Annotated in this window: 17 protein-coding genes; 7 read left to right on the top strand and 10 right to left on the bottom strand. The window is 68.5% G+C overall.

The annotated features are described in order from the left end of the window. Positions 1–12: 12 nt before the first annotated feature. The 3 genes from ACZ42X_RS09030 to ACZ42X_RS09020 all read right to left on the bottom strand — a co-directional run bounded on the left by ACZ42X_RS09030 (position 13) and on the right by ACZ42X_RS09020 (position 2,501). Entirely contained in the window at positions 13–1,095 is a 1,083-nt protein-coding gene (locus tag ACZ42X_RS09030; RefSeq protein WP_468286030.1) for an inositol-3-phosphate synthase, read from the bottom strand. Positions 1,096–1,145: 50 nt separating this feature from the next. Then, positions 1,146–1,838, bottom strand: a complete 693-nt coding sequence (locus tag ACZ42X_RS09025) for a PadR family transcriptional regulator (RefSeq protein ID WP_468286027.1) — start codon at positions 1,836–1,838, stop codon at positions 1,146–1,148. Between the two features lie 510 nt (positions 1,839–2,348). Then, positions 2,349–2,501, bottom strand: a complete 153-nt coding sequence (locus tag ACZ42X_RS09020) for a hypothetical protein (protein ID WP_468286024.1) — start codon at positions 2,499–2,501, stop codon at positions 2,349–2,351. A gap of 24 nt (positions 2,502–2,525) precedes the next feature. On the opposite strand from ACZ42X_RS09020, the gene ACZ42X_RS09015 reads away from it, so the two are divergent. Together ACZ42X_RS09015 and ACZ42X_RS09010 are read left to right on the top strand one after the other, a co-directional pair. Next, a complete protein-coding gene (locus tag ACZ42X_RS09015) occupies positions 2,526–4,916 on the top strand; it encodes a transglycosylase domain-containing protein (protein WP_468286022.1) in 2,391 nt (796 codons plus the stop codon). Positions 4,917–5,066: 150 nt separating this feature from the next. Further along, complete coding sequence (locus ACZ42X_RS09010; RefSeq protein WP_468286021.1) at positions 5,067–6,587, top strand: glycosyltransferase family 87 protein; 1,521 nt, start codon at positions 5,067–5,069, stop codon at positions 6,585–6,587. Positions 6,588–6,635: 48 nt separating this feature from the next. Here the strand turns inward: ACZ42X_RS09010 and ACZ42X_RS09005 are convergent, their stop codons facing one another. From ACZ42X_RS09005 to ACZ42X_RS08995, 3 genes are all read right to left on the bottom strand, one after another. Further along, entirely contained in the window at positions 6,636–7,667 is a 1,032-nt protein-coding gene (locus tag ACZ42X_RS09005) for an alanine racemase (RefSeq protein WP_361424154.1), read from the bottom strand. 72 nt (positions 7,668–7,739) lie between these two features. Beyond that, entirely contained in the window at positions 7,740–8,858 is a 1,119-nt protein-coding gene (locus ACZ42X_RS09000) for a lipid II:glycine glycyltransferase FemX (protein WP_361424151.1), read from the bottom strand. A 151-nt stretch (positions 8,859–9,009) separates the two neighbouring features. Next, complete coding sequence (locus ACZ42X_RS08995; RefSeq protein WP_468286018.1) at positions 9,010–9,324, bottom strand: hypothetical protein; 315 nt, start codon at positions 9,322–9,324, stop codon at positions 9,010–9,012. Between the two features lie 271 nt (positions 9,325–9,595). Between ACZ42X_RS08995 and rpsF the strand changes: the two genes are divergently transcribed. The 4 genes from rpsF (at position 9,596) to rplI (ending at position 11,316) form a co-directional block, all read left to right on the top strand. Continuing rightward, on the top strand, positions 9,596–9,886 hold the full coding sequence (gene rpsF, locus ACZ42X_RS08990; protein ID WP_003956532.1) for a 30S ribosomal protein S6: 291 nt from the start codon (positions 9,596–9,598) through the stop codon (positions 9,884–9,886). Between the two features lie 71 nt (positions 9,887–9,957). Then, entirely contained in the window at positions 9,958–10,536 is a 579-nt protein-coding gene (locus ACZ42X_RS08985) for a single-stranded DNA-binding protein (RefSeq protein WP_468286016.1), read from the top strand. 78 nt (positions 10,537–10,614) lie between these two features. Next, a complete protein-coding gene (rpsR, locus tag ACZ42X_RS08980; protein ID WP_005315025.1) occupies positions 10,615–10,851 on the top strand; it encodes a 30S ribosomal protein S18 in 237 nt (78 codons plus the stop codon). Between the two features lie 18 nt (positions 10,852–10,869). Beyond that, complete coding sequence (rplI, locus tag ACZ42X_RS08975; RefSeq protein ID WP_468286015.1) at positions 10,870–11,316, top strand: 50S ribosomal protein L9; 447 nt, start codon at positions 10,870–10,872, stop codon at positions 11,314–11,316. Between the two features lie 92 nt (positions 11,317–11,408). Here rplI and ACZ42X_RS08970 read toward each other — a convergent pair whose 3' ends face one another. Then, positions 11,409–12,746: an MATE family efflux transporter gene (locus ACZ42X_RS08970; RefSeq protein WP_468286012.1), complete on the bottom strand. Its 1,338-nt coding sequence runs from the start codon at positions 12,744–12,746 to the stop codon at positions 11,409–11,411. 423 nt (positions 12,747–13,169) lie between these two features. Here ACZ42X_RS08970 and dnaB point away from each other — a divergent pair, with 423 nt between their 5' ends. Continuing rightward, positions 13,170–14,660, top strand: a complete 1,491-nt coding sequence (gene dnaB / locus ACZ42X_RS08965; protein WP_361424136.1) for a replicative DNA helicase — start codon at positions 13,170–13,172, stop codon at positions 14,658–14,660. Positions 14,661–14,735: 75 nt separating this feature from the next. On the opposite strand, the gene ACZ42X_RS08960 is transcribed toward dnaB, so the two are convergent. The 3 genes from ACZ42X_RS08960 to ACZ42X_RS08950 all read right to left on the bottom strand — a co-directional run bounded on the left by ACZ42X_RS08960 (position 14,736) and on the right by ACZ42X_RS08950 (position 17,147). Then, positions 14,736–15,176 carry a pyridoxamine 5'-phosphate oxidase family protein gene (locus tag ACZ42X_RS08960; protein ID WP_468286010.1) on the bottom strand — a complete coding sequence of 147 codons (441 nt, stop codon included), beginning with the start codon at positions 15,174–15,176 and terminating at the stop codon, positions 14,736–14,738. Positions 15,177–15,467: 291 nt separating this feature from the next. Next, positions 15,468–16,472 (bottom strand): MerR family transcriptional regulator, encoded by a 1,005-nt coding sequence (locus tag ACZ42X_RS08955; RefSeq protein ID WP_468286007.1) that lies wholly within the window; start codon positions 16,470–16,472, stop codon positions 15,468–15,470. A 3-nt stretch (positions 16,473–16,475) separates the two neighbouring features. Next, on the bottom strand, positions 16,476–17,147 hold the full coding sequence (locus ACZ42X_RS08950; RefSeq protein ID WP_468287434.1) for a HEAT repeat domain-containing protein: 672 nt from the start codon (positions 17,145–17,147) through the stop codon (positions 16,476–16,478). Positions 17,148–17,234 lie beyond the last annotated feature (87 nt).

The raw sequence follows: 17,234 nt of genomic DNA, 5'->3' as shown, positions 1-17,234 counted from the left end.
CTCGGCGTCGCCTCAGCGCTCGACCTCGCCACGGATGAACTTCTCGACGTTCTCACGGGCCACGTCGTCGAAGTACTGGACCGGCGGGGACTTCATGAAGTACGAGGACGCCGAGAGGATCGGGCCGCCGATGCCGCGGTCCTTGGCGATCTTCGCGGCGCGCAGGGCGTCGATGATGACACCCGCGGAGTTCGGGGAGTCCCACACCTCGAGCTTGTACTCCAGGTTCAGCGGGACGTCACCGAACGCGCGGCCCTCCAGGCGGACGTACGCCCACTTGCGGTCGTCGAGCCAGGCCACGTAGTCGGACGGGCCGATGTGGACGTTGTTCTCGCCGAGGTCCCGGTCGGGGATCTGGGAGGTGACGGCCTGCGTCTTGGAGATCTTCTTGGACTCCAGGCGCTCGCGCTCGAGCATGTTCTTGAAGTCCATGTTGCCGCCGACGTTCAGCTGCATCGTGCGGTCCAGGATGACGCCCCGGTCCTCGAAGAGCTTGGCCATCACGCGGTGCGTGATGGTGGCGCCGACCTGGGACTTGATGTCGTCACCGACAATCGGGACACCGGCCTCGGTGAACTTGTCGGCCCACTCCTTGGTGCCGGCGATGAAGACCGGGAGGGCGTTGACGAAGGCGACCTTGGCGTCGATGGCGCACTGGGCGTAGAACTTCGCCGCGTCCTCGGAGCCGACCGGCAGGTAGCAGACGAGGACGTCGACCTGCTTGTCCTTGAGGATCTGGACGACGTCGACCGGGGCCTCGGAGGACTCCTCGATGGTCTGGCGGTAGTACTTGCCCAGACCGTCCAGGGTGTGGCCGCGCTGGACGGTCACGCCCGTCGACGGCACGTCGCAGATCTTGATGGTGTTGTTCTCGCTGGCGCCGATAGCGTCCGCGAGGTCAAGACCCACCTTCTTCGCGTCCACGTCGAACGCGGCCACGAACTCGACGTCCCGGACGTGGTACTCGCCGAACTGGACGTGCATCAGACCCGGCACCTTGCCCGCCGGGTCGGCGTCCTTGTAGTACTCGACGCCCTGCACCAGCGAGGCGGCGCAGTTGCCCACGCCGACGATGGCTACGCGAACCGAACCCATTCCGGTTGCTCCCTGTGTGTTCTCGACGAGGCCCTGCAAGTCGCAGGGCCTCACTTAGCGGTGTCGTCGGACGGATCCGGCCGGGTGCTGCCCCCGTGCCGGGGCAGGCCGCCCGTCTCTCCAGATGTGTTGTCCTGCTGAGCGGCGTCCCCCGGGGCTTGTGGGCCGGATCGTCTCTGATCCCGCCCCGCCCGCTCGCTCTCGATGAGCTCGTTCAGCCAGCGCACTTCGCGCTCCACGGACTCCATGCCGTGGCGCTGCAGCTCAAGCGTGTAGTCGTCCAGGCGCTCGCGCGTACGGGCCAGGGAGGCGCGCATCTTCTCCAGACGCTCCTCCAGGCGGCTGCGGCGCCCCTCCAGCACGCGCATCCGCACCTCGCGCTCGGTCTGCCCGAAGAAGGCGAAGCGCGCCGCGAAGTGCTCGTCCTCCCACGCGTCCGGACCGGTGTGGGAGAGGAGCTCCTCGAAGTGCTCCTTCCCCTCGGCCGTCAGCCGGTAGACGATCTTCGCGCGGCGCCCCGCGAGCGAAGCGGCGAGGGCGTCCTCGGGCGCGCTGCCCGGCTCCTCGATCAGCCAGCCGTTTGCGACCAGCGTCTTGAGGCAGGGGTAAAGCGTCCCGTAACTGAACGCCCGGAAGATCCCCAGCGAGGTGTTGAGCCGCTTGCGCAGCTCGTACCCGTGCATCGGCGCCTCGCGGAGCAGGCCCAGGACGGCGAACTCGAGGATGCCGGAGCGCCTGCTCATGCGTCGCCTCCTCCGTCACCGTCTCGCTTGCTCAAGCCGTCGCTTATGCCGTGCTGATGTATCGACTCGATACATCCAGACGATAGAACGGTGATCTCCTCGCGACAAGTGAGGCCATAGTGAGCGGCGTCACATCACTGATTCACAGCACACGAGTTGCCTGATTTGGGGTGAACTTCGCCTCTAGGTGGGTTTTGGCCGTGCGTAGTCTGTGCGGCATGCACAGCACCGGGAACCAAGCGGCGTCAGGGGGCGTCCTCGTCCTGAGTGCACTCTGTGCATGGCGGATGAGCCCGAGCCAGGGCTGGTCCGTAGTCATTTCGGGGGGACCGGAACTCACTGCCGCTTCCAGGCGTACTCGCCTGCCCGAGGAGTAGTCGTTCGATGAGCGAGCACCGTCGCAAACCGCCGCAGCCACAGGGTGGCGGGCGTGCCGCGGCCAGGCGAGCCGCCCAGCAGCCCTCAGGCCGCCGGGCGGCTCAAGCACGGGGAACCGGTCACGGGTCCCCTTCAGACGCGTACGGTACGGAGCCCCAGTACGGCAGCCGAGCCGAGGCCCGGCGTGCCGCCCAGCGCGGTGGCGGGCGGGGCCGCGGCGGGGGCGGAGGCCGTGGCGCCGGTGGGCAGCCCGGAAAGAAGCGCCTGATCGACTATCCCCGCCATGACAAGTACGGGTGGCGCCGCTGGATGCCGTCCTGGAAGCTCATGGCAGGGCTGTTCCTCGGGTTCGCGGGCGCGCTGATGGGCGCTGCGACGATCGCGTACGCGTGGGTCGATCTGCCCGACGAGGACAAGATCGCCAAGGCGCAGAACAACGTCTACTACTGGTCCGACGGCACGCAGATGGCCGCGACCGGTGGTGAGATCAACCGGCAGATCATCGCGTACGACCAGATCCCCGTGGCCATGCGGAACGCGGTGATCTCGGCGGAGAACAAGACCTTCTGGACCGACTCGGGCATCGACCCGAGGGGTATCGGCCGCGCCGTGGTCAACATGGCGATGGGCGGGCAGACGCAGGGTGGCTCGACCATCACCCAGCAGTACGTCAAGAACGCCATGCTCAACGACCAGTCCCAGACCCTGAGCCGCAAGGCCAAGGAACTGTTCATCTCGATAAAGGTCGGCAACGAGGTCGACAAGCCCAAGATCATGGCGGGCTACCTCAACACCTCGTACTACGGCCGCGGGGCGTACGGCATCCAGGCCGCGGCCCGGACGTACTTCGACATGGACGCGAAGGAACTGAAGCCCGACCAGTGCGCGTTCCTCGCCACGCTCCTGAAGGGCTCCACGTACTACGACCCGGCCGGCGCCCCCGAGATCGACCCGGCCGCGAACGCGAAGGACAACACCGAGCGCGCCACCAAGCGGTGGAGGTGGATCCTCGACGAGATGGTCAAGGACGGGCACCTCAACGCTGCCGAGCGGGCCAAGTACACCGAGCTGCCGAAGATCGAGCCGCCGAAGAAGAGCGCGACGCTGGGCGGCCAGACCGGTTACCTGGTCGACCTGGCCAAGGCCTACTTCATCAACAACAACGAGGAGAACATCTCGGCGCAGAAGCTGGCCGAGGGCGGCTACGAGATCTACACGACCTTCGACAAGGAGAAGGTCAAGCAGCTCGAAACGGCCGTCAAGAGCGTCCACGACAAGCACATCGACCCCGAGCAGCGCCCGGACACGGACACGCACGTCCAGTTCGGCGGCGCTTCGGTCGACCCCAAGACGGGTGCGATCGTCGCCATCTACGGCGGCACCGACGCGACCAAGCACTTCACCAACAACGCCGACCAGACCGGTGCCCAGGTCGGATCGACCTTCAAGCCGTTTGTGCTGGCCGCGGCGATGCGCGACGGCGTCCGGAACCCGGAACTGGGGGCCGAGCAGGGCGAGAGCCAGCGCCGGATCATCGACCCGGACACCGCGATCTACAACGGTGACAACAAGCTCAAGATCAAGAACTACGACGGCTCCGTCTGGCAGAACGAAGAGGGCAAGGAGTGGCTGCAGGTCAACGACGGTGATCAGAGCTACGGCGACATCAACCTCCGCAAGGCCATGATCCACTCCGCCAACTCGCCCTTCGTCCAGCTCGGCATGGACGTCGGCATCCCGCAGGTGCGGCAGGCGGCCATCGACGCCGGCCTGCGGCCGGAGAGCCTCGCCAAGGGCAACGTGCCGTCGTTCTCGATCGGCATCTCCGACCCGAGCGCCATCCGCATGGCGGGTGCGTACGCGACCTTCGCGGCCAACGGCGAGCAGCGCGAGCCCTACTCCGTCAAGGAAGTGAAGAAGAGCGGGCACACCGTCTACAAGCACGAGGACAAGGCCTCCCGGAAGTTCTCCTCCGCCGTCGCGAGCAACGTCACCGACGTGCTGAGGGACGTCGTGGAACACCCGGACGGCACCGGTAACAACGCCGCCATCCCGGGCCGCCACGTCGCCGGCAAGACCGGTACCACCGACGGCAACCGGTCGGCCTGGTTCGTGGGCTACACGCCTCAGCTGTCGACCGCCATCGACATGTACCGGATGGACGACAACGCGTCGAGCAAGAACCGCGAGTTCCTGAAGATGTTCGGCACCGGTGGTCAGAAGAAGATCCACGGCTCGTCGTTCCCGTCCGAGATCTGGCAGAAGTACATGTCCGAGGCGCTCAAGGGCGAGAAGGTCCTGAAGTTCCCGGAGCCCGAGGACCTGGGCGCCGAGCCCGTATGGGGCGGCGGTGCCGAGAGCCCGAAGCCCACGCCGTCCCCGACGCCGTCGGCGAGCCCGTCGGAGACGCCGTCCCCGTCCCCGTCGGAGACCACGCCGTCCCCGAGCCCCACGCCCTCCGACTCCTGCGGCCCGCTCGACTGGGACTGCAAGGGGCAGAACGGCGGCCAGACCGGCGGCGGTGGTACGGACACCGGCGGCGGCGATACGGACACCGGCGGAACGGCCGACGGCGGTACCACCGGAGGCCTGACACCCACACCGACACCGCCGACAGGCGGCGGCACCAACGGCAACGGTGGCAACGGCAACGGTGGTGAAGGCAACGGAGGAGGCTGGTTCGGCGGAGTGGACGGCTAGCGCTGGACCAACCCCGCAGGCGAGCCGGACGAGGGCCGCCGCACCTGCCGCGTACACGACGTACGCGGGCGGGTGCGGCGGCCCTCGCCGTTGCCCAGGGTTGTCCACAGGCCGCACGGATCCACAGAGGCGTACGGCAGGATGTCCCCCATGCCGAGCCCACAGGAGACGCACGTGCACCCGGACCTGCCCGTCGTGCCCCCGACGCGGCGGGACGAGGTCGCGGCCGCCGGCAGCGAGCTGATCGGCGGACCGTTCGGCCGCTGGGCGCGGTCCGGTGGTGGTCCGCTCACACCGGTGCGGGTCGTCGCGCTCGTCGCGATCGGGATGTTCGCGCTGGGGATGGTCCAGAAGCTGCCCTGCTACAACTGGGCCTGGTTCCGGGGCACCAGCTCGCAGTACACCCACGCCTGCTACTCCGACATCCCGCACCTGTTCCTGGCGCGCGGGTTCGCCGACGGCCTGATCCCCTACTTCGACCGGCTCGGCGGCGACATGGAGTACCTCGAGTACCCCATTCTGACCGGGCTGTTCATGCAGGTCGCCGCGTGGATCACCGGTCCCTTCGGAGGGGACGTCCAGTCACGCGAGCAGGCCTACTGGATGGTCAACGCCGGCATGCTGATGGTCTGCGCCGCCGTGCTCGCCGTCTGCGTGGCGCGCACGCACCGCCGTCGCCCCTGGGACGCGCTGCTCGTCGCCCTGGCGCCGGCGCTCGCGCTGACCGCCACCATCAACTGGGACCTGCTCGCCGTCGCCCTCACCGCCGCCGCCATGCTGATGTGGTCACGGGGACGGGCGCTCGCGTGCGGGCTGCTCCTCGGACTCGCCACGGCCGCCAAGTTCTACCCGTTCCTCCTGCTCGGGCCGCTGTTCCTGCTGTGCTGGCGGGCCTGGAGGTGGCGGGAGTTCGGGGCGGCCCTGCTGGGCACGGCCGCCTCCTGGCTGGCGGTCAACCTGCCGGTGATGGTGCTGGCCCCCGAGGGCTGGAAGAAGTTCTACTCCTTCAGCCAGGAGCGCCGCATCGACTTCGGCTCCTTCTGGCTGATCATCACGCAGCGCACGGGCGTGGACATCGACGTCGAGGCCGTCAACACGTACGCCATCCTGCTGATGGTGCTGGCCTGCGCCGGAATCGCCGCGCTGGCCCTCACCGCGCCGCGCCGCCCGCGTTTCGCGCAGCTGGCGTTCCTCGTGGTCGCGGCGTTCATCCTCACCAACAAGGTCTACTCGCCGCAGTACGTGCTGTGGCTGATCCCGCTCGCCGCCCTCGCCCGCCCGCGCTGGCGGGACTTCCTGATCTGGCAGGGCTGCGAGGTCATGTACTTCCTCGGGATCTGGATGTACCTGGCGTACACGTCGAGCGGCAACAAGCAGGGGCTGCCGACCGAGGGCTACCAGTTCGCGATCGTCCTGCACCTCGTCGGGACGCTGTTGCTGTGCGCCATGGTCGTACGCGACATCCTGCTGCCGGAGCGGGACCCGGTACGCCGCGACGGAAGCGACGACCCGTCCGGCGGCGTCCTGGACGGCGCGGAGGACGTCTTCGCGCTGGGGCGCGGTGCGCATACCCCGCAGCACGCGGCACCCGCGGTCGAGGGACCGCGGGTGGAGTGGGGCGTGGGGCGTGGCGTGGGGCGGGACGTTCGGCGCGATGCCGTACGCGACTGAGGCCCCGCGCCGAGGGCCGGGCGGGGCCGTGCGCGGAGCCCGATGGTCCTAGCGGTCGACCAGGCGGTCGAACTGCGTCGTGGTGTGCCGCAGGTGGGCCACCAGCTCGTCGCCGACCTTCGGCTCCTGCGCGTCGGACGGGACGAACAGGATCGACACCTGCATGTGCGGCGGCTCCGCGAACCAGCGCTGCTTGCCCGCCCAGACGAACGGCGAGAGGTTGCGGTTGACCGTCGCCAGACCGGCGCGGGCCACACCCTTGGCGCGCGGCATCACGCCGTGCATCGCCTTGGGGGCCTCCAGGCCCACTCCGTGCGACGTACCGCCCGCCACGACGACGAGCCAGCCGTCCGACGCCGCCTTCTGCTGGCGGTAGCCGAAGCGGTCGCCCTTCGACACGCGCGTCACGTCCAGGACGGCGCCCCGGTACTGCGTCGCCTCGTGGTCACCGAGCCACAGCCGCGTACCGATCCGCGCGCGGAACCGGGTCTGCGGGAACTGCTGCTGGAGCCGCGCCTGCTCCTCGGCCTTCAGATGGCTGACGAACATCGTGTGCAGCGGCAGCCTGGCCGCCCGCAGCCGGTCCATCCAGCCGATGACCTCCTCGACGGCGTCGGTGCCGTCCGTACGGTCCAGCGGGAGGTGCAGCGCGAAGCCCTCCAGGCGTACGTCCTCGATGGCGCTCTGCAGCAGGCCCAGCTCGTGCTCACCGATGCCGTGCCGCTTCATCGAGCTCATGCACTCGATGACGACCCGGGCGCCGACCAGCGCGTGCACGCCGTCCACCGACGACACCGACCGGATCACCCGGTCCGGCAGCGGCACCGGCTCCTCACCGCGCCGGAACGGCGTCAGGACCAGCAGGTCCCCGCCGAACCAGTCCTTGATGCGCGCCGCCTCGTACGTCGTGCCCACGGCGAGCATGTCGGCGCCGAAGCGGGACGCCTCGTCCGACAGCCGCTCGTGGCCGAAGCCGTAGCCGTTGCCCTTGCAGACCGGGACCAGACCGGGGAACTGGTCGATCACGGTCTTCTGGTGCGCCCGCCAGCGAGCGGTGTCGACGTAGAGGGAGAGCGCCATGGCCGGCCCGGAACCTTTCTGTGGCTGCGGTGTATCGACGGTGTGTACGAGGCTTACGAGACTACGCGGGCCTCAGCGGCGCGACATGTAGATGTCGAGCGCCTTGTGCAGCAGCTTGTTCAGCGGGAAGTCCCATTCACCGATGTACTCGACGGCCTCGCCGCCGGTGCCCACCTTGAACTGGATCAGGCCGAAGAGGTGGTCGGTCTCGTCGAGCGAGTCGGAGATGCCGCGCAGGTCGTAGACGGTCGCGCCCATCGCGTAGGCGTCGCGCAGCATGCGCCACTGCATCGCGTTCGACGGCCGGAACTCACGGCCGATGTTGTCGGAGGCGCCGTAGGAGTACCAGACGTGCCCGCCGACGACGAGCATGGTCGCGGCCGACAGGTTCACGCCGTTGTGGCGGGCGAAGTAGAGCCGCATGCGGTTGGGGTCCTCGTTGTTGAGGACGGTCCACATGCGCTGGAAGTAGGAGAGGGGCCGCGGGCGGAAGCGGTCGCGTACGGCGGTGATCTCGTACAGCCGCTGCCACTCCTCCAGGTCGTGGTAACCGCCCTGGACGACCTCGACGCCGGCCTTCTCGGCCTTCTTGATGTTGCGCCGCCACAGCTGGTTGAAGCCCTTGAGGACGTCGTCGAGCGAACGGTTCGCCAGCGGGACCTGGAAGACGTAGCGGGGCTGTACGTCACCGAAGCCGGCGCCGCCGTCCTCGCCCTGCTGCCAGCCCATCTTGCGGAGCCGGTCCGACACCTCGAAGGCGCGCGGCTCGATGTGGGTGGCCTCGACGTCGCGCAGGCGCTTGACGTCCGGGTCCTGGATGCCGGACTTGATCGCGCCCGCGTCCCAGCGGCGGATGACGACCGGCGGGCCCATCTTCACCGAGAAGGCGCCCTGGTTCTTCAGGTGCGCCAGCATCGGCTGCAGCCAGTCGTCCAGGTTGGGCGCGTACCAGTTGATCACCGGGCCCTCGGGGAGGTACGCGAGGTACCGCTTGATCTTCGGGAGCTGGCGGTACAGCACCAGGCCGGCGCCGACGAGCTGGCCGCTCGCGTCGAACCAGCCCAGGTTCTCCGAGCGCCACTCCGTCTTCACGTCCGCCCACGCAGGGACCTGGCAGTGACTCGCCGACGGCAGGCTCTGGATGTACGCCAGATGCTGCTCACGGCTGATGGTCCTCAGGGTCAGGCTCATTGCGGGGCGCTCCTCGGCAGGTGTGTCCCCATGGGATCAGGGGCTCCGGCTCTCGCGCCGAAGCCTACTGGCACCGGGGAGCGCCCCGTATTGGTGGAGGCGGAGTGCGCGCTGTCGGAGGGATCAGCGTGTGTGCGCGGGCGGTTCGGTGCTAGCCGAGGACACCGCCGAACAGGCCTCCACGCGCCATCCCGAGGAAGAAGCCGACCGCCGACGCTCCCAGACCGATGATCAGCAGCGTCCGTTCACGGGTCGTCTCGGAGACGTACTGGCCGTAGGCGCCGGTGAGGATGCCCACCAGCCCCGCCCAGGAACTCACCAGGTGGAGGCTGTGGAACTGCGCGGTGATGAAGGCGACAGCGCCCAGGACCAGGGTCACGACCATCAGCGTGTCCGGGACCGGATGGGGCTTGCCGTCCGTGGCGAAGAGGGACGAGGAGGGATGACGGTGAAATGCCTGAGCCATGAGGTACCTCCTGGCTGTGCCGAAGGCGGCGCATCGTAGCGCCGCACGCACCCGATGTGTACAGATTGCGTCCCCTCACCACGGGATTTCAACCGGAAGCCGCTGTGCGGGTACTCTGTACGGTCTGCGCCGGTGTCTGCCCATGCCCTGATCACGAGCTCTCACTCACTGAGGGCGATTGTCAGTGGCGGCGGATACCGTTGCTTACGCATCACGACCCTCCTGCCACGGAACGACCGTGGCCGCTGAGTCCAAAGGAGGTGGGTTCCACATGCGTCACTACGAGGTGATGGTCATCCTCGACCCCGATCTGGAGGAGCGCGCTGTCGCCCCCCTGATCGAGAACTTCCTCTCCGTCGTCCGTGAGGGCAACGGAAAGGTGGAGAAGGTCGACACCTGGGGCCGTCGTCGTCTCGCTTACGAGATCAAGAAGAAGCCCGAGGGCATCTACTCGGTCATCGACCTGCAGGCCGAGCCTGCGGTCGTCAAGGAGCTCGACCGCCAGATGAACCTGAACGAGTCGGTCCTCCGGACCAAGGTCCTCCGCCCCGAGACCCACTGAGCTTCCGCTCAGAGGTCGTCGGGTTCGAGTAGCAGCAAGCAGCCAGAAGCAATCCCGCCGAGAGGTTCCCCATGGCAGGCGAGACCGTCATCACGGTCGTCGGCAATCTTGTCGACGACCCCGAGCTGCGCTTCACCCCGTCCGGTGCGGCGGTCGCGAAGTTCCGTGTCGCGTCCACTCCCCGCACCTTCGATCGTCAGACCAATGAGTGGAAGGACGGCGAAAGCCTCTTCCTGACCTGCTCGGTCTGGCGCCAGGCGGCGGAGAACGTCGCCGAGTCGCTCCAGCGCGGCATGCGCGTCGTCGTGCAGGGCCGGCTGAAGCAGCGGTCCTACGAGGACCGCGAGGGCGTCAAGCGCACGGTCTTTGAGCTGGACGTCGAGGAAGTCGGCCCCAGCCTCAAGAACGCCACGGCCAAGGTCACCAAGACCACCGGTCGCGGTGGCCAGGGTGGCTACGGTGGCGGCCAGCAGGGCGGCGGCAACTGGGGCGGAGCCCCGGCTGGTGGCCAGCAGGGTGGCGCGGCTCCTGCCGACGACCCCTGGGCGACCAGCGCGCCGGCCGGTGGCGGCCAGCAGGGTGCCGGCGGCGGCGGTGGCGGCTGGGGCGGAAGCTCCGGCGGCGGCTACTCGGACGAGCCCCCCTTCTAGGCCTCAGGGCCTTGTGGGGTCAGGCCTTCACGGGCCAGGGCTCGCACCACAACTTCTTGATCACACAGGAGATACATCATGGCGAAGCCGCCTGTGCGCAAGCCGAAGAAGAAGGTCTGCGCATTCTGCAAGGACAAGACCGCTTACGTGGACTACAAGGACACGAACATGCTGCGGAAGTTCATTTCCGACCGCGGCAAGATCCGTGCCCGCCGCGTGACCGGCAACTGCACGCAGCACCAGCGTGACGTCGCCACGGCCGTCAAGAACAGCCGTGAGATGGCGCTGCTGCCCTACACGTCCACCGCGCGCTAAGGAGAGGGTGACCGAATCATGAAGATCATCCTCAAGCACGAGGTGTCCGGTCTCGGCACCGCCGGCGATGTCGTCGAGGTCAAGGACGGCTACGCTCGCAACTACCTGGTCCCGCGTGGTTTCGCGATCCGCTGGACCAAGGGTGGCGAGAAGGACGTGGCGCAGATCCGCCGCGCCCGCAAGATCCACGAGATCGCGACCATCGAGCAGGCCAACGAGGTCAAGGCCCAGCTCGAGGGCGTCAAGGTGCGTCACGCCGTGCGCGCCGGTGACTCCGGTCGTCTCTTCGGCTCCGTGACTCCGGCCGACATCGCCGCGGCGATCAAGGCTGCCGGTGGCCCGGACGTCGACAAGCGCCGTGTCGAGCTCGGCTCGCCGATCAAGACGCTGGGCTCGCACCAGGTCTCCGTGCGTCTGCACGCCGAGGTCGTCGCGAAGCTCAACGTGGAGATCGTCGCCGCCTAAGCGACGCGTTCGCGTTCTGCGTTCAGCAGTGCAGAAGGGCCGCACCCAGCCGGGTGCGGCCCTTCTGTCGTGTTTCACGTGAAACATGCCGTTCAGCGGGTGGCGCCGGTGACCAGCCAGCGCCCTGAGCGGGTCCGCAGCCAGAGCGTCAGCATGCGGACGGTCATCATCAGCGCCATGGCCCACCACAGGGCTGTCAGGCCGCCGCCGAAGACGGGAACCAGCAGGGCGACCGGCGCGAAGACGGCCAGTGTCACCACCATCGCGCCCGCCAGATACGGTCCGTCGCCCGCGCCCATGAGGACGCCGTCGAGGATGAAGACCACTCCGGAGATCGGCTGGGACAGCGCCACCACGAGCAGCGCGGGCAGCAGCGTGTCCTGCACGGTCTCGTCGCCCGTGAACAGCGGGATGAACAGCGGTCGCGCCAGCACGATCAGCGCGCCGAGGACCAGGCCGGAGGCGATGCCCCACTGGACCATGCGCCGGCATACCTGACGGGCCCCTTCGGTGTCGCCGGCGCCGAGGTAGCGCCCGATGATCGCCTGCCCGGCGATGGCGATCGCGTCCAGGGCGAAGGCTGTCAGGCTCCACAGGGAGAGGATGATCTGGTGAGCGGCGACCTCGACGTCGCCGAGGCGTGCCGCGACGGCCGTGGCGATCATCAGGATCGCGCGCAGCGACAGCGTACGGACCAGCAGCGGGACGCCGGCCTGGGCGCTGGCGCGTATGCCGGCGGCGTCGGGCCGCAGGGAGGCGCCATGGCGTCGTGCTCCGCGTACGACGACGACGAGATAGGCGACGGCCATGCCGCACTGGGCGATCACCGTGCCCCAGGCGGAGCCCGCGATGCCGAGGTCGGCGCCGTAGACCAGTGCCGCGTTCAGGGCCGCGTTGGCGGCGAAACCGCCGATGGCCACGTACAGCGGCGTCCTGGTGTCCTGGAGGCCGCGCAGGACGCCGGTGGCGGCCAGTACGACGAGCATGGCCGGTATGCCGAGACTGGATATACGCAGATAGGTGATGGCGTAGGGCGCCGCGGTGTCGGACGCGCCGAAGAGGTCGACCAGCCCGGGTGCCATCGGCAGGGTGACGGTGATGACGGCGATACCCAGGAAGAGCGCGAGCCAGATGCCGTCCATGCCCTGGCGGATGGCGGCCGGGAGGTCTCCCGCGCCGACGCGGCGGGCGACGGCGGCCGTGGTGGCGTACGCGAGGAAGACGAAGACGCTCACGGCGGTCGCCAGCAGGGCGGCCGCGATCCCGAGGCCGGCGAGCTGGGGGGTGCCGAGGTGGCCGACGATGGCGCTGTCGACCATCAGGAAGAGCGGTTCGGCGACGAGCGCTCCGAACGCGGGGACGGCGAGCGCGATGATCTCGCGGTCGTGTCGGCGGCGGGCGCTTCCGGGGGGCGCGGGGGCCTGGGTCATGGTTTCAATCTAACCGTCCACAGGTAAGAGACGCAATGGCTGATTGATCCTTACCTGCAATGGTGTGGTCGCTTCGGGTGTGGGCCGTTTGTTCTGATCTTGTCGGCGTGGGGAAAGTTTTTCTCCCCCACAGCCGGTGGATGGAAAAACACCAGGTCAGTGGCGCTGTCGTGGCGTGGCTATGAGTTTGTCCACACGGCTGTCCCCCGCTCCGTGCACAGGTTCTGTGGGGTTCTCCACAGCATCTGGCTCTTCACCCACAGGCCCTGTGGATAACCAGATTGGCTGACGGTGCCCGCGGGCCTAACGTGGTCCGGCGCTCGGCACGCGAAAAGCGGAGTCGAGCGCCTCGTTTTGTCAGTGCCGTGCCGTAGAAAGAGTGGCACGGCGAGGTCCGCGGAGCGGACGGGAGGAGGTGGGCCGGTGAACATCCCCGAGCCCTTGGACGACCCCTGGGCCGACGCCGGTCCCGGTGACCGTCTGCCCGTCACCCGCCAGCGCGGCAGCGATGCCCGCGGCCGTGCCCGGAGTCGCGAGGAGCAGCACGAGCGCGGCAGCGAAGACGGCCCGTGGGACAGCGGTGCCGGAGGCTTCGAGCGGGTGCCGCCGCAGGACCTGGACGCCGAGCAGTCGGTGCTCGGCGGCATGCTGCTCTCCAAGGACGCCATCGCGGACGTCGTGGAGATCATCAAGGGCCACGACTTCTACAAGCCGGCCCACGAGACCATCTACACCGCGATCCTCGACCTCTACGCCAAGGGCGAGCCCGCCGACCCCATCACGGTCGGCGCGGAGCTGACCAAGCGCGGCGAGATCAACCGTGTCGGCGGCGCCCCCTACCTGCACACCCTGGTCCAGTCGGTCCCGACCGCGGCCAACGCGTCGTACTACGCGGAGATCGTCCACGAGCGCGCGGTGCTGCGCCGCCTCGTGCAGGCCGGCACGAAGATCACGCAGATGGGATACGCGGCCGACGGGGACGTCGACGAGATCGTCAACCAGGCCCAGGCGGAGATCTACGCCGTCACCGAGCAGCGCACCAGCGAGGACTACCTCCCCCTCGGCGACATCATGGAGGGCGCGCTCGACGAGATCGAGGCGATCGGCTCGCGCAGCGGCGAGATGACCGGCGTTCCCACCGGTTTCACCGACTTCGACGCCCTGACGAACGGCCTCCATCCCGGCCAGATGATCGTGATCGCGGCCCGTCCCGCCATGGGTAAGTCGACGCTCGCCCTCGACTTCGCCCGCGCGTGTTCGATCAAGCACAACCTGCCGAGCGTGATCTTCTCGCTGGAAATGGGCCGCAACGAGATCGCCATGCGTCTGCTGTCCGCGGAGGCGCGCGTGGCGCTGCACCACATGCGCTCCGGCACGATGACGGACGAGGACTGGACCCGCCTGGCGCGCCGCATGCCGGACGTCTCCCAGGCGCCGCTCTACATCGACGACTCGCCGAACCTGTCGATGATGGAGATCCGGGCCAAGTGCCGGCGCCTGAAGCAGCGCAACAATCTGAAACTCGTCGTCATCGACTACCTCCAGCTGATGCAGTCGGGCGGCTCCAAGCGCGCCGAGAGCCGCCAGCAGGAGGTCTCGGACATGTCGCGAAACCTGAAGCTGCTGGCGAAGGAGCTGGAGCTCCCGGTCATCGCCCTTTCCCAGCTGAACCGTGGGCCCGAGCAGCGCACCGACAAGAAGCCGATGGTCTCGGACCTCCGTGAGTCGGGTTCGATCGAGCAGGACGCGGACATGGTGATCCTGCTGCACCGTGAGGACGCCTACGAGAAGGAGTCACCGCGTGCGGGCGAGGCCGATCTGATCGTGGCGAAGCACCGTAACGGTCCGACGGCGACGATCACGGTGGCCTTCCAGGGTCACTACTCCCGCTTCGTCGACATGGCGCAGACGTGAGCCGTCGGTTGTGCAGGGTCTCACCGCTCGTGGCACAGTCTCAGCCCCGTACATGAGGTTTTCGGCGCTGGTTCCTCAGTCCTGGGCGGGGACGTCCAGGGCGGTTCCGTACAGGCGCGAGACCCGGAGCAGGATGGTCACGCGCCGGTCAGGCAGCGGCTGCGCGCCGGGGGCCGCCCCGTCGGCCGGGTCCACTATTTCCGCCTCTCCCTCCGCCACGGCGAACGACCAGACGTCCGGGCCGCTGACGTGCAGCGAGGCGTGCGGATCGCGGCGCAACTGGCGGACCTTGAGGCGGTCGGCGGTGGAGGAGACCCGCAGTACGCGCTCCTCGGTGTTCCAGTCGTAGAGGACGGTCGACAGGTGCGGGTGGCCGGTGCTCCTGACGCTCGCGAGTACGCCGAACTGCTGCCGGCTCAATAGGTGGGAGAGCTCCTGGGTGGTGAGCACTCGGGGGGCCGGGCCGTCGTTCTGGGTGGTGCCGGCTGTGGTCTCGGTGGCGGTCGGCTCGGTCATGGCGGTCAGCCTTTCGGTGGCCTGGATGAGGCGGGTCGATGGGCGGGCAGGCAGTCGGCTGCGCGGCAAACGTGTGGTCTTTCCCTGCTGGCTGTCGCAACAAAGAAGACCGTAGCAGATAGTTTTGTTGCAGACTATTTAGTTCGGTCTCTTTTTAAGGTTTCGCTTGCGGGCCTACTGGACCGGATCGCTCGTTGGTGAGACTGAGTGGCTCGTGCCGTCGATCTCAGACGGCGGAAGAACTACCGGTCAGCGAGCGCTGCCTATGCCACGCACGACGAGACCCGACAGTCAGCCCGCGGCGCGCAGCTGAAGAAGGTACGCGGCGGTCAGCGCCACCGAAGGGTCCGCGTCGCGCGTCAGCTCCACGAGGGCGTGTGACGCTCTCGTCCCGGGAATGCCCGCCAGCGCCTGCGTCAGTCGTCCGCGTGCGGGCGCCGCAGTCGCGTCACGGGTGAGGTGGTCGACGAGTGTGGTCGCGATCCGGTCCGCCGTCGTGGAGTCGCCGGCCAGCACGCTCAGCGCATCGGCCGCGTCGGTGTCGTTTCTCCCCTCCACGATCATCTCGATGAGCGTCGGGAGCGTGTCGGTCATCCCATGCGTCCCGAGCGCCACAGCCGCATGCCCGCGGACCACGACGTCGGGGTGGGCGAGGGCATCCCGCAGATGCGCGGTGGCTCCGCCGCCGGGCATCTCGGCGAGGGAGCGAACGGCACGTTCCCGCACCGCGGCCACGGGTGAGCCGAGGCCCTGCGCCAGCAGCGCCGAGGCGTGGTCACCCGAGCTCGCCAGCGCCCATCGAAGGGCCCCGGCGACGTTCGGGTCCGTCTCGTTCAGTGCCGCCTCGACCAGGGCCTCCGTCGGCAGCGGAACCTCGTCGACCGAGGACATGGCCGCGCGCTGACGAGCGCTGGGGCTCTTCGACGCCAGGGCCTGGAGGAGTGCGACGACCTGGAGGACGTCCTCCCAGCCGGCGGGGTCCGCGGCATCGATCCGGCGCAGCCGCGTGAGCAGTTCGGTCTCCGCCGCGATGCGTTCCCGCGTCTGCTGGATGAGGTCGTCGACGAGGGCCGAGGGTGTGAAGCCGGGATCGACGAACGCACGCCCGATCTCCCGTAGTGACAGCCCCAGCGACCGCAGGGTCTCGATATGGAAGATCCGCTGGATGTCCTCCCCCGAGTACCGCCGGTAGCCCGAGTCGGTACGACCGGAAGGGCGCACCAGACCGAGTGACTCGTAATGCCGGAGCATGCGGGCACTGACCCCGGACCGTCGCGCCACCTCGCCGATCAACACGTCCTACAGTCCCTCCTGTCCGGACCCGCCGAGAGCCACGACGCGCTTCGCCTCCTCGATCGCGAACTCGAACCCGGTGTCCGGGTCACGCAGCAGTCGTTGTGTGGCGAGCGCGTGCACGCGCACGCACGGGTCGGGGGCCGCCGTTGCGGCAAGCAGCGTCGGCACCATCACATCACCCAGCGCGACCAGCGCCCGGCTGAGGCTCAGCTGAGTCTCCCGCTCACCGCGCCCGAGCTGTGTCACCAGCACCGTGGCCAAAGCGGACTCTTCGCCTTCCGGTACGAGCACGACCGCGGCCCGCCAGGCGCTCCGCGCCACCTCCTCGTCGGCGTCGGTCAGGAGTGTCCCGGTGATCGCCGGCCATGCCCGCCGATCACCGATCTTGGACAGCGTGTGCAGCGCCTGGCTCCGTGCCTGCGCCTGCTCCGAGCGGGTTTCGCGGAACAGCCGGGGAAGCGTCACGGACACCGGGTGGCGGGCCAGCGCCCAGGTCAGCATGTCGCGGACGAAGAACTCCGGCTCGATCGCGCACCGTTCGACGAGCTTGTCGACGAAGCGCGGGTCAGGCGTCGTGCCGACTGCCAGAGCTGCCCGCAGCCGCGTGGACGAACGGCCGGCCTCCAACCCCTGGAGCACTCCTACGGCGTCTGCTTCCCGTTGTGTGGTCGTCATCGTGACCACCTCCTCGGCAAGCAGTGAAGGGCCTGTCATCGTGTCAAGGTCAAGCTTTATCCGAGATGGGGATTTTCCGGGGGACGG

Source organism: Streptomyces sp. NPDC030862 (assembly GCF_055571835.1).
Note: the sequence above shows the minus strand (reverse complement) of the source record. Positions and strands in the feature narration are given on the sequence as shown.

What these genes read in the sequence shown, in the direction of transcription:
- ACZ42X_RS09030 (WP_468286030.1), bottom strand. Translation starts at nt 1,095, where the DNA reads ATGGGTTCGGTTCGCGTAGCCATCGTCGGCGTGGGCAACTGCGCCGCC.
- ACZ42X_RS09025 (WP_468286027.1), bottom strand. Translation starts at nt 1,838, where the DNA reads ATGAGCAGGCGCTCCGGCATCCTCGAGTTCGCCGTCCTGGGCCTGCTC.
- ACZ42X_RS09020 (WP_468286024.1), bottom strand. Translation starts at nt 2,501, where the DNA reads ATGGCGGGGATAGTCGATCAGGCGCTTCTTTCCGGGCTGCCCACCGGC.
- ACZ42X_RS09015 (WP_468286022.1), top strand. Translation starts at nt 2,526, where the DNA reads ATGCCGTCCTGGAAGCTCATGGCAGGGCTGTTCCTCGGGTTCGCGGGC.
- ACZ42X_RS09010 (WP_468286021.1), top strand. Translation starts at nt 5,067, where the DNA reads ATGCCGAGCCCACAGGAGACGCACGTGCACCCGGACCTGCCCGTCGTG.
- ACZ42X_RS09005 (WP_361424154.1), bottom strand. Translation starts at nt 7,667, where the DNA reads ATGGCGCTCTCCCTCTACGTCGACACCGCTCGCTGGCGGGCGCACCAG.
- ACZ42X_RS09000 (WP_361424151.1), bottom strand. Translation starts at nt 8,858, where the DNA reads ATGAGCCTGACCCTGAGGACCATCAGCCGTGAGCAGCATCTGGCGTAC.
- ACZ42X_RS08995 (WP_468286018.1), bottom strand. Translation starts at nt 9,324, where the DNA reads ATGGCTCAGGCATTTCACCGTCATCCCTCCTCGTCCCTCTTCGCCACG.
- rpsF (WP_003956532.1), top strand. Translation starts at nt 9,596, where the DNA reads ATGCGTCACTACGAGGTGATGGTCATCCTCGACCCCGATCTGGAGGAG.
- ACZ42X_RS08985 (WP_468286016.1), top strand. Translation starts at nt 9,958, where the DNA reads ATGGCAGGCGAGACCGTCATCACGGTCGTCGGCAATCTTGTCGACGAC.
- rpsR (WP_005315025.1), top strand. Translation starts at nt 10,615, where the DNA reads ATGGCGAAGCCGCCTGTGCGCAAGCCGAAGAAGAAGGTCTGCGCATTC.
- rplI (WP_468286015.1), top strand. Translation starts at nt 10,870, where the DNA reads ATGAAGATCATCCTCAAGCACGAGGTGTCCGGTCTCGGCACCGCCGGC.
- ACZ42X_RS08970 (WP_468286012.1), bottom strand. Translation starts at nt 12,746, where the DNA reads ATGACCCAGGCCCCCGCGCCCCCCGGAAGCGCCCGCCGCCGACACGAC.
- ACZ42X_RS08960 (WP_468286010.1), bottom strand. Translation starts at nt 15,176, where the DNA reads ATGACCGAGCCGACCGCCACCGAGACCACAGCCGGCACCACCCAGAAC.
- ACZ42X_RS08950 (WP_468287434.1), bottom strand. Translation starts at nt 17,147, where the DNA reads ATGACGACCACACAACGGGAAGCAGACGCCGTAGGAGTGCTCCAGGGG.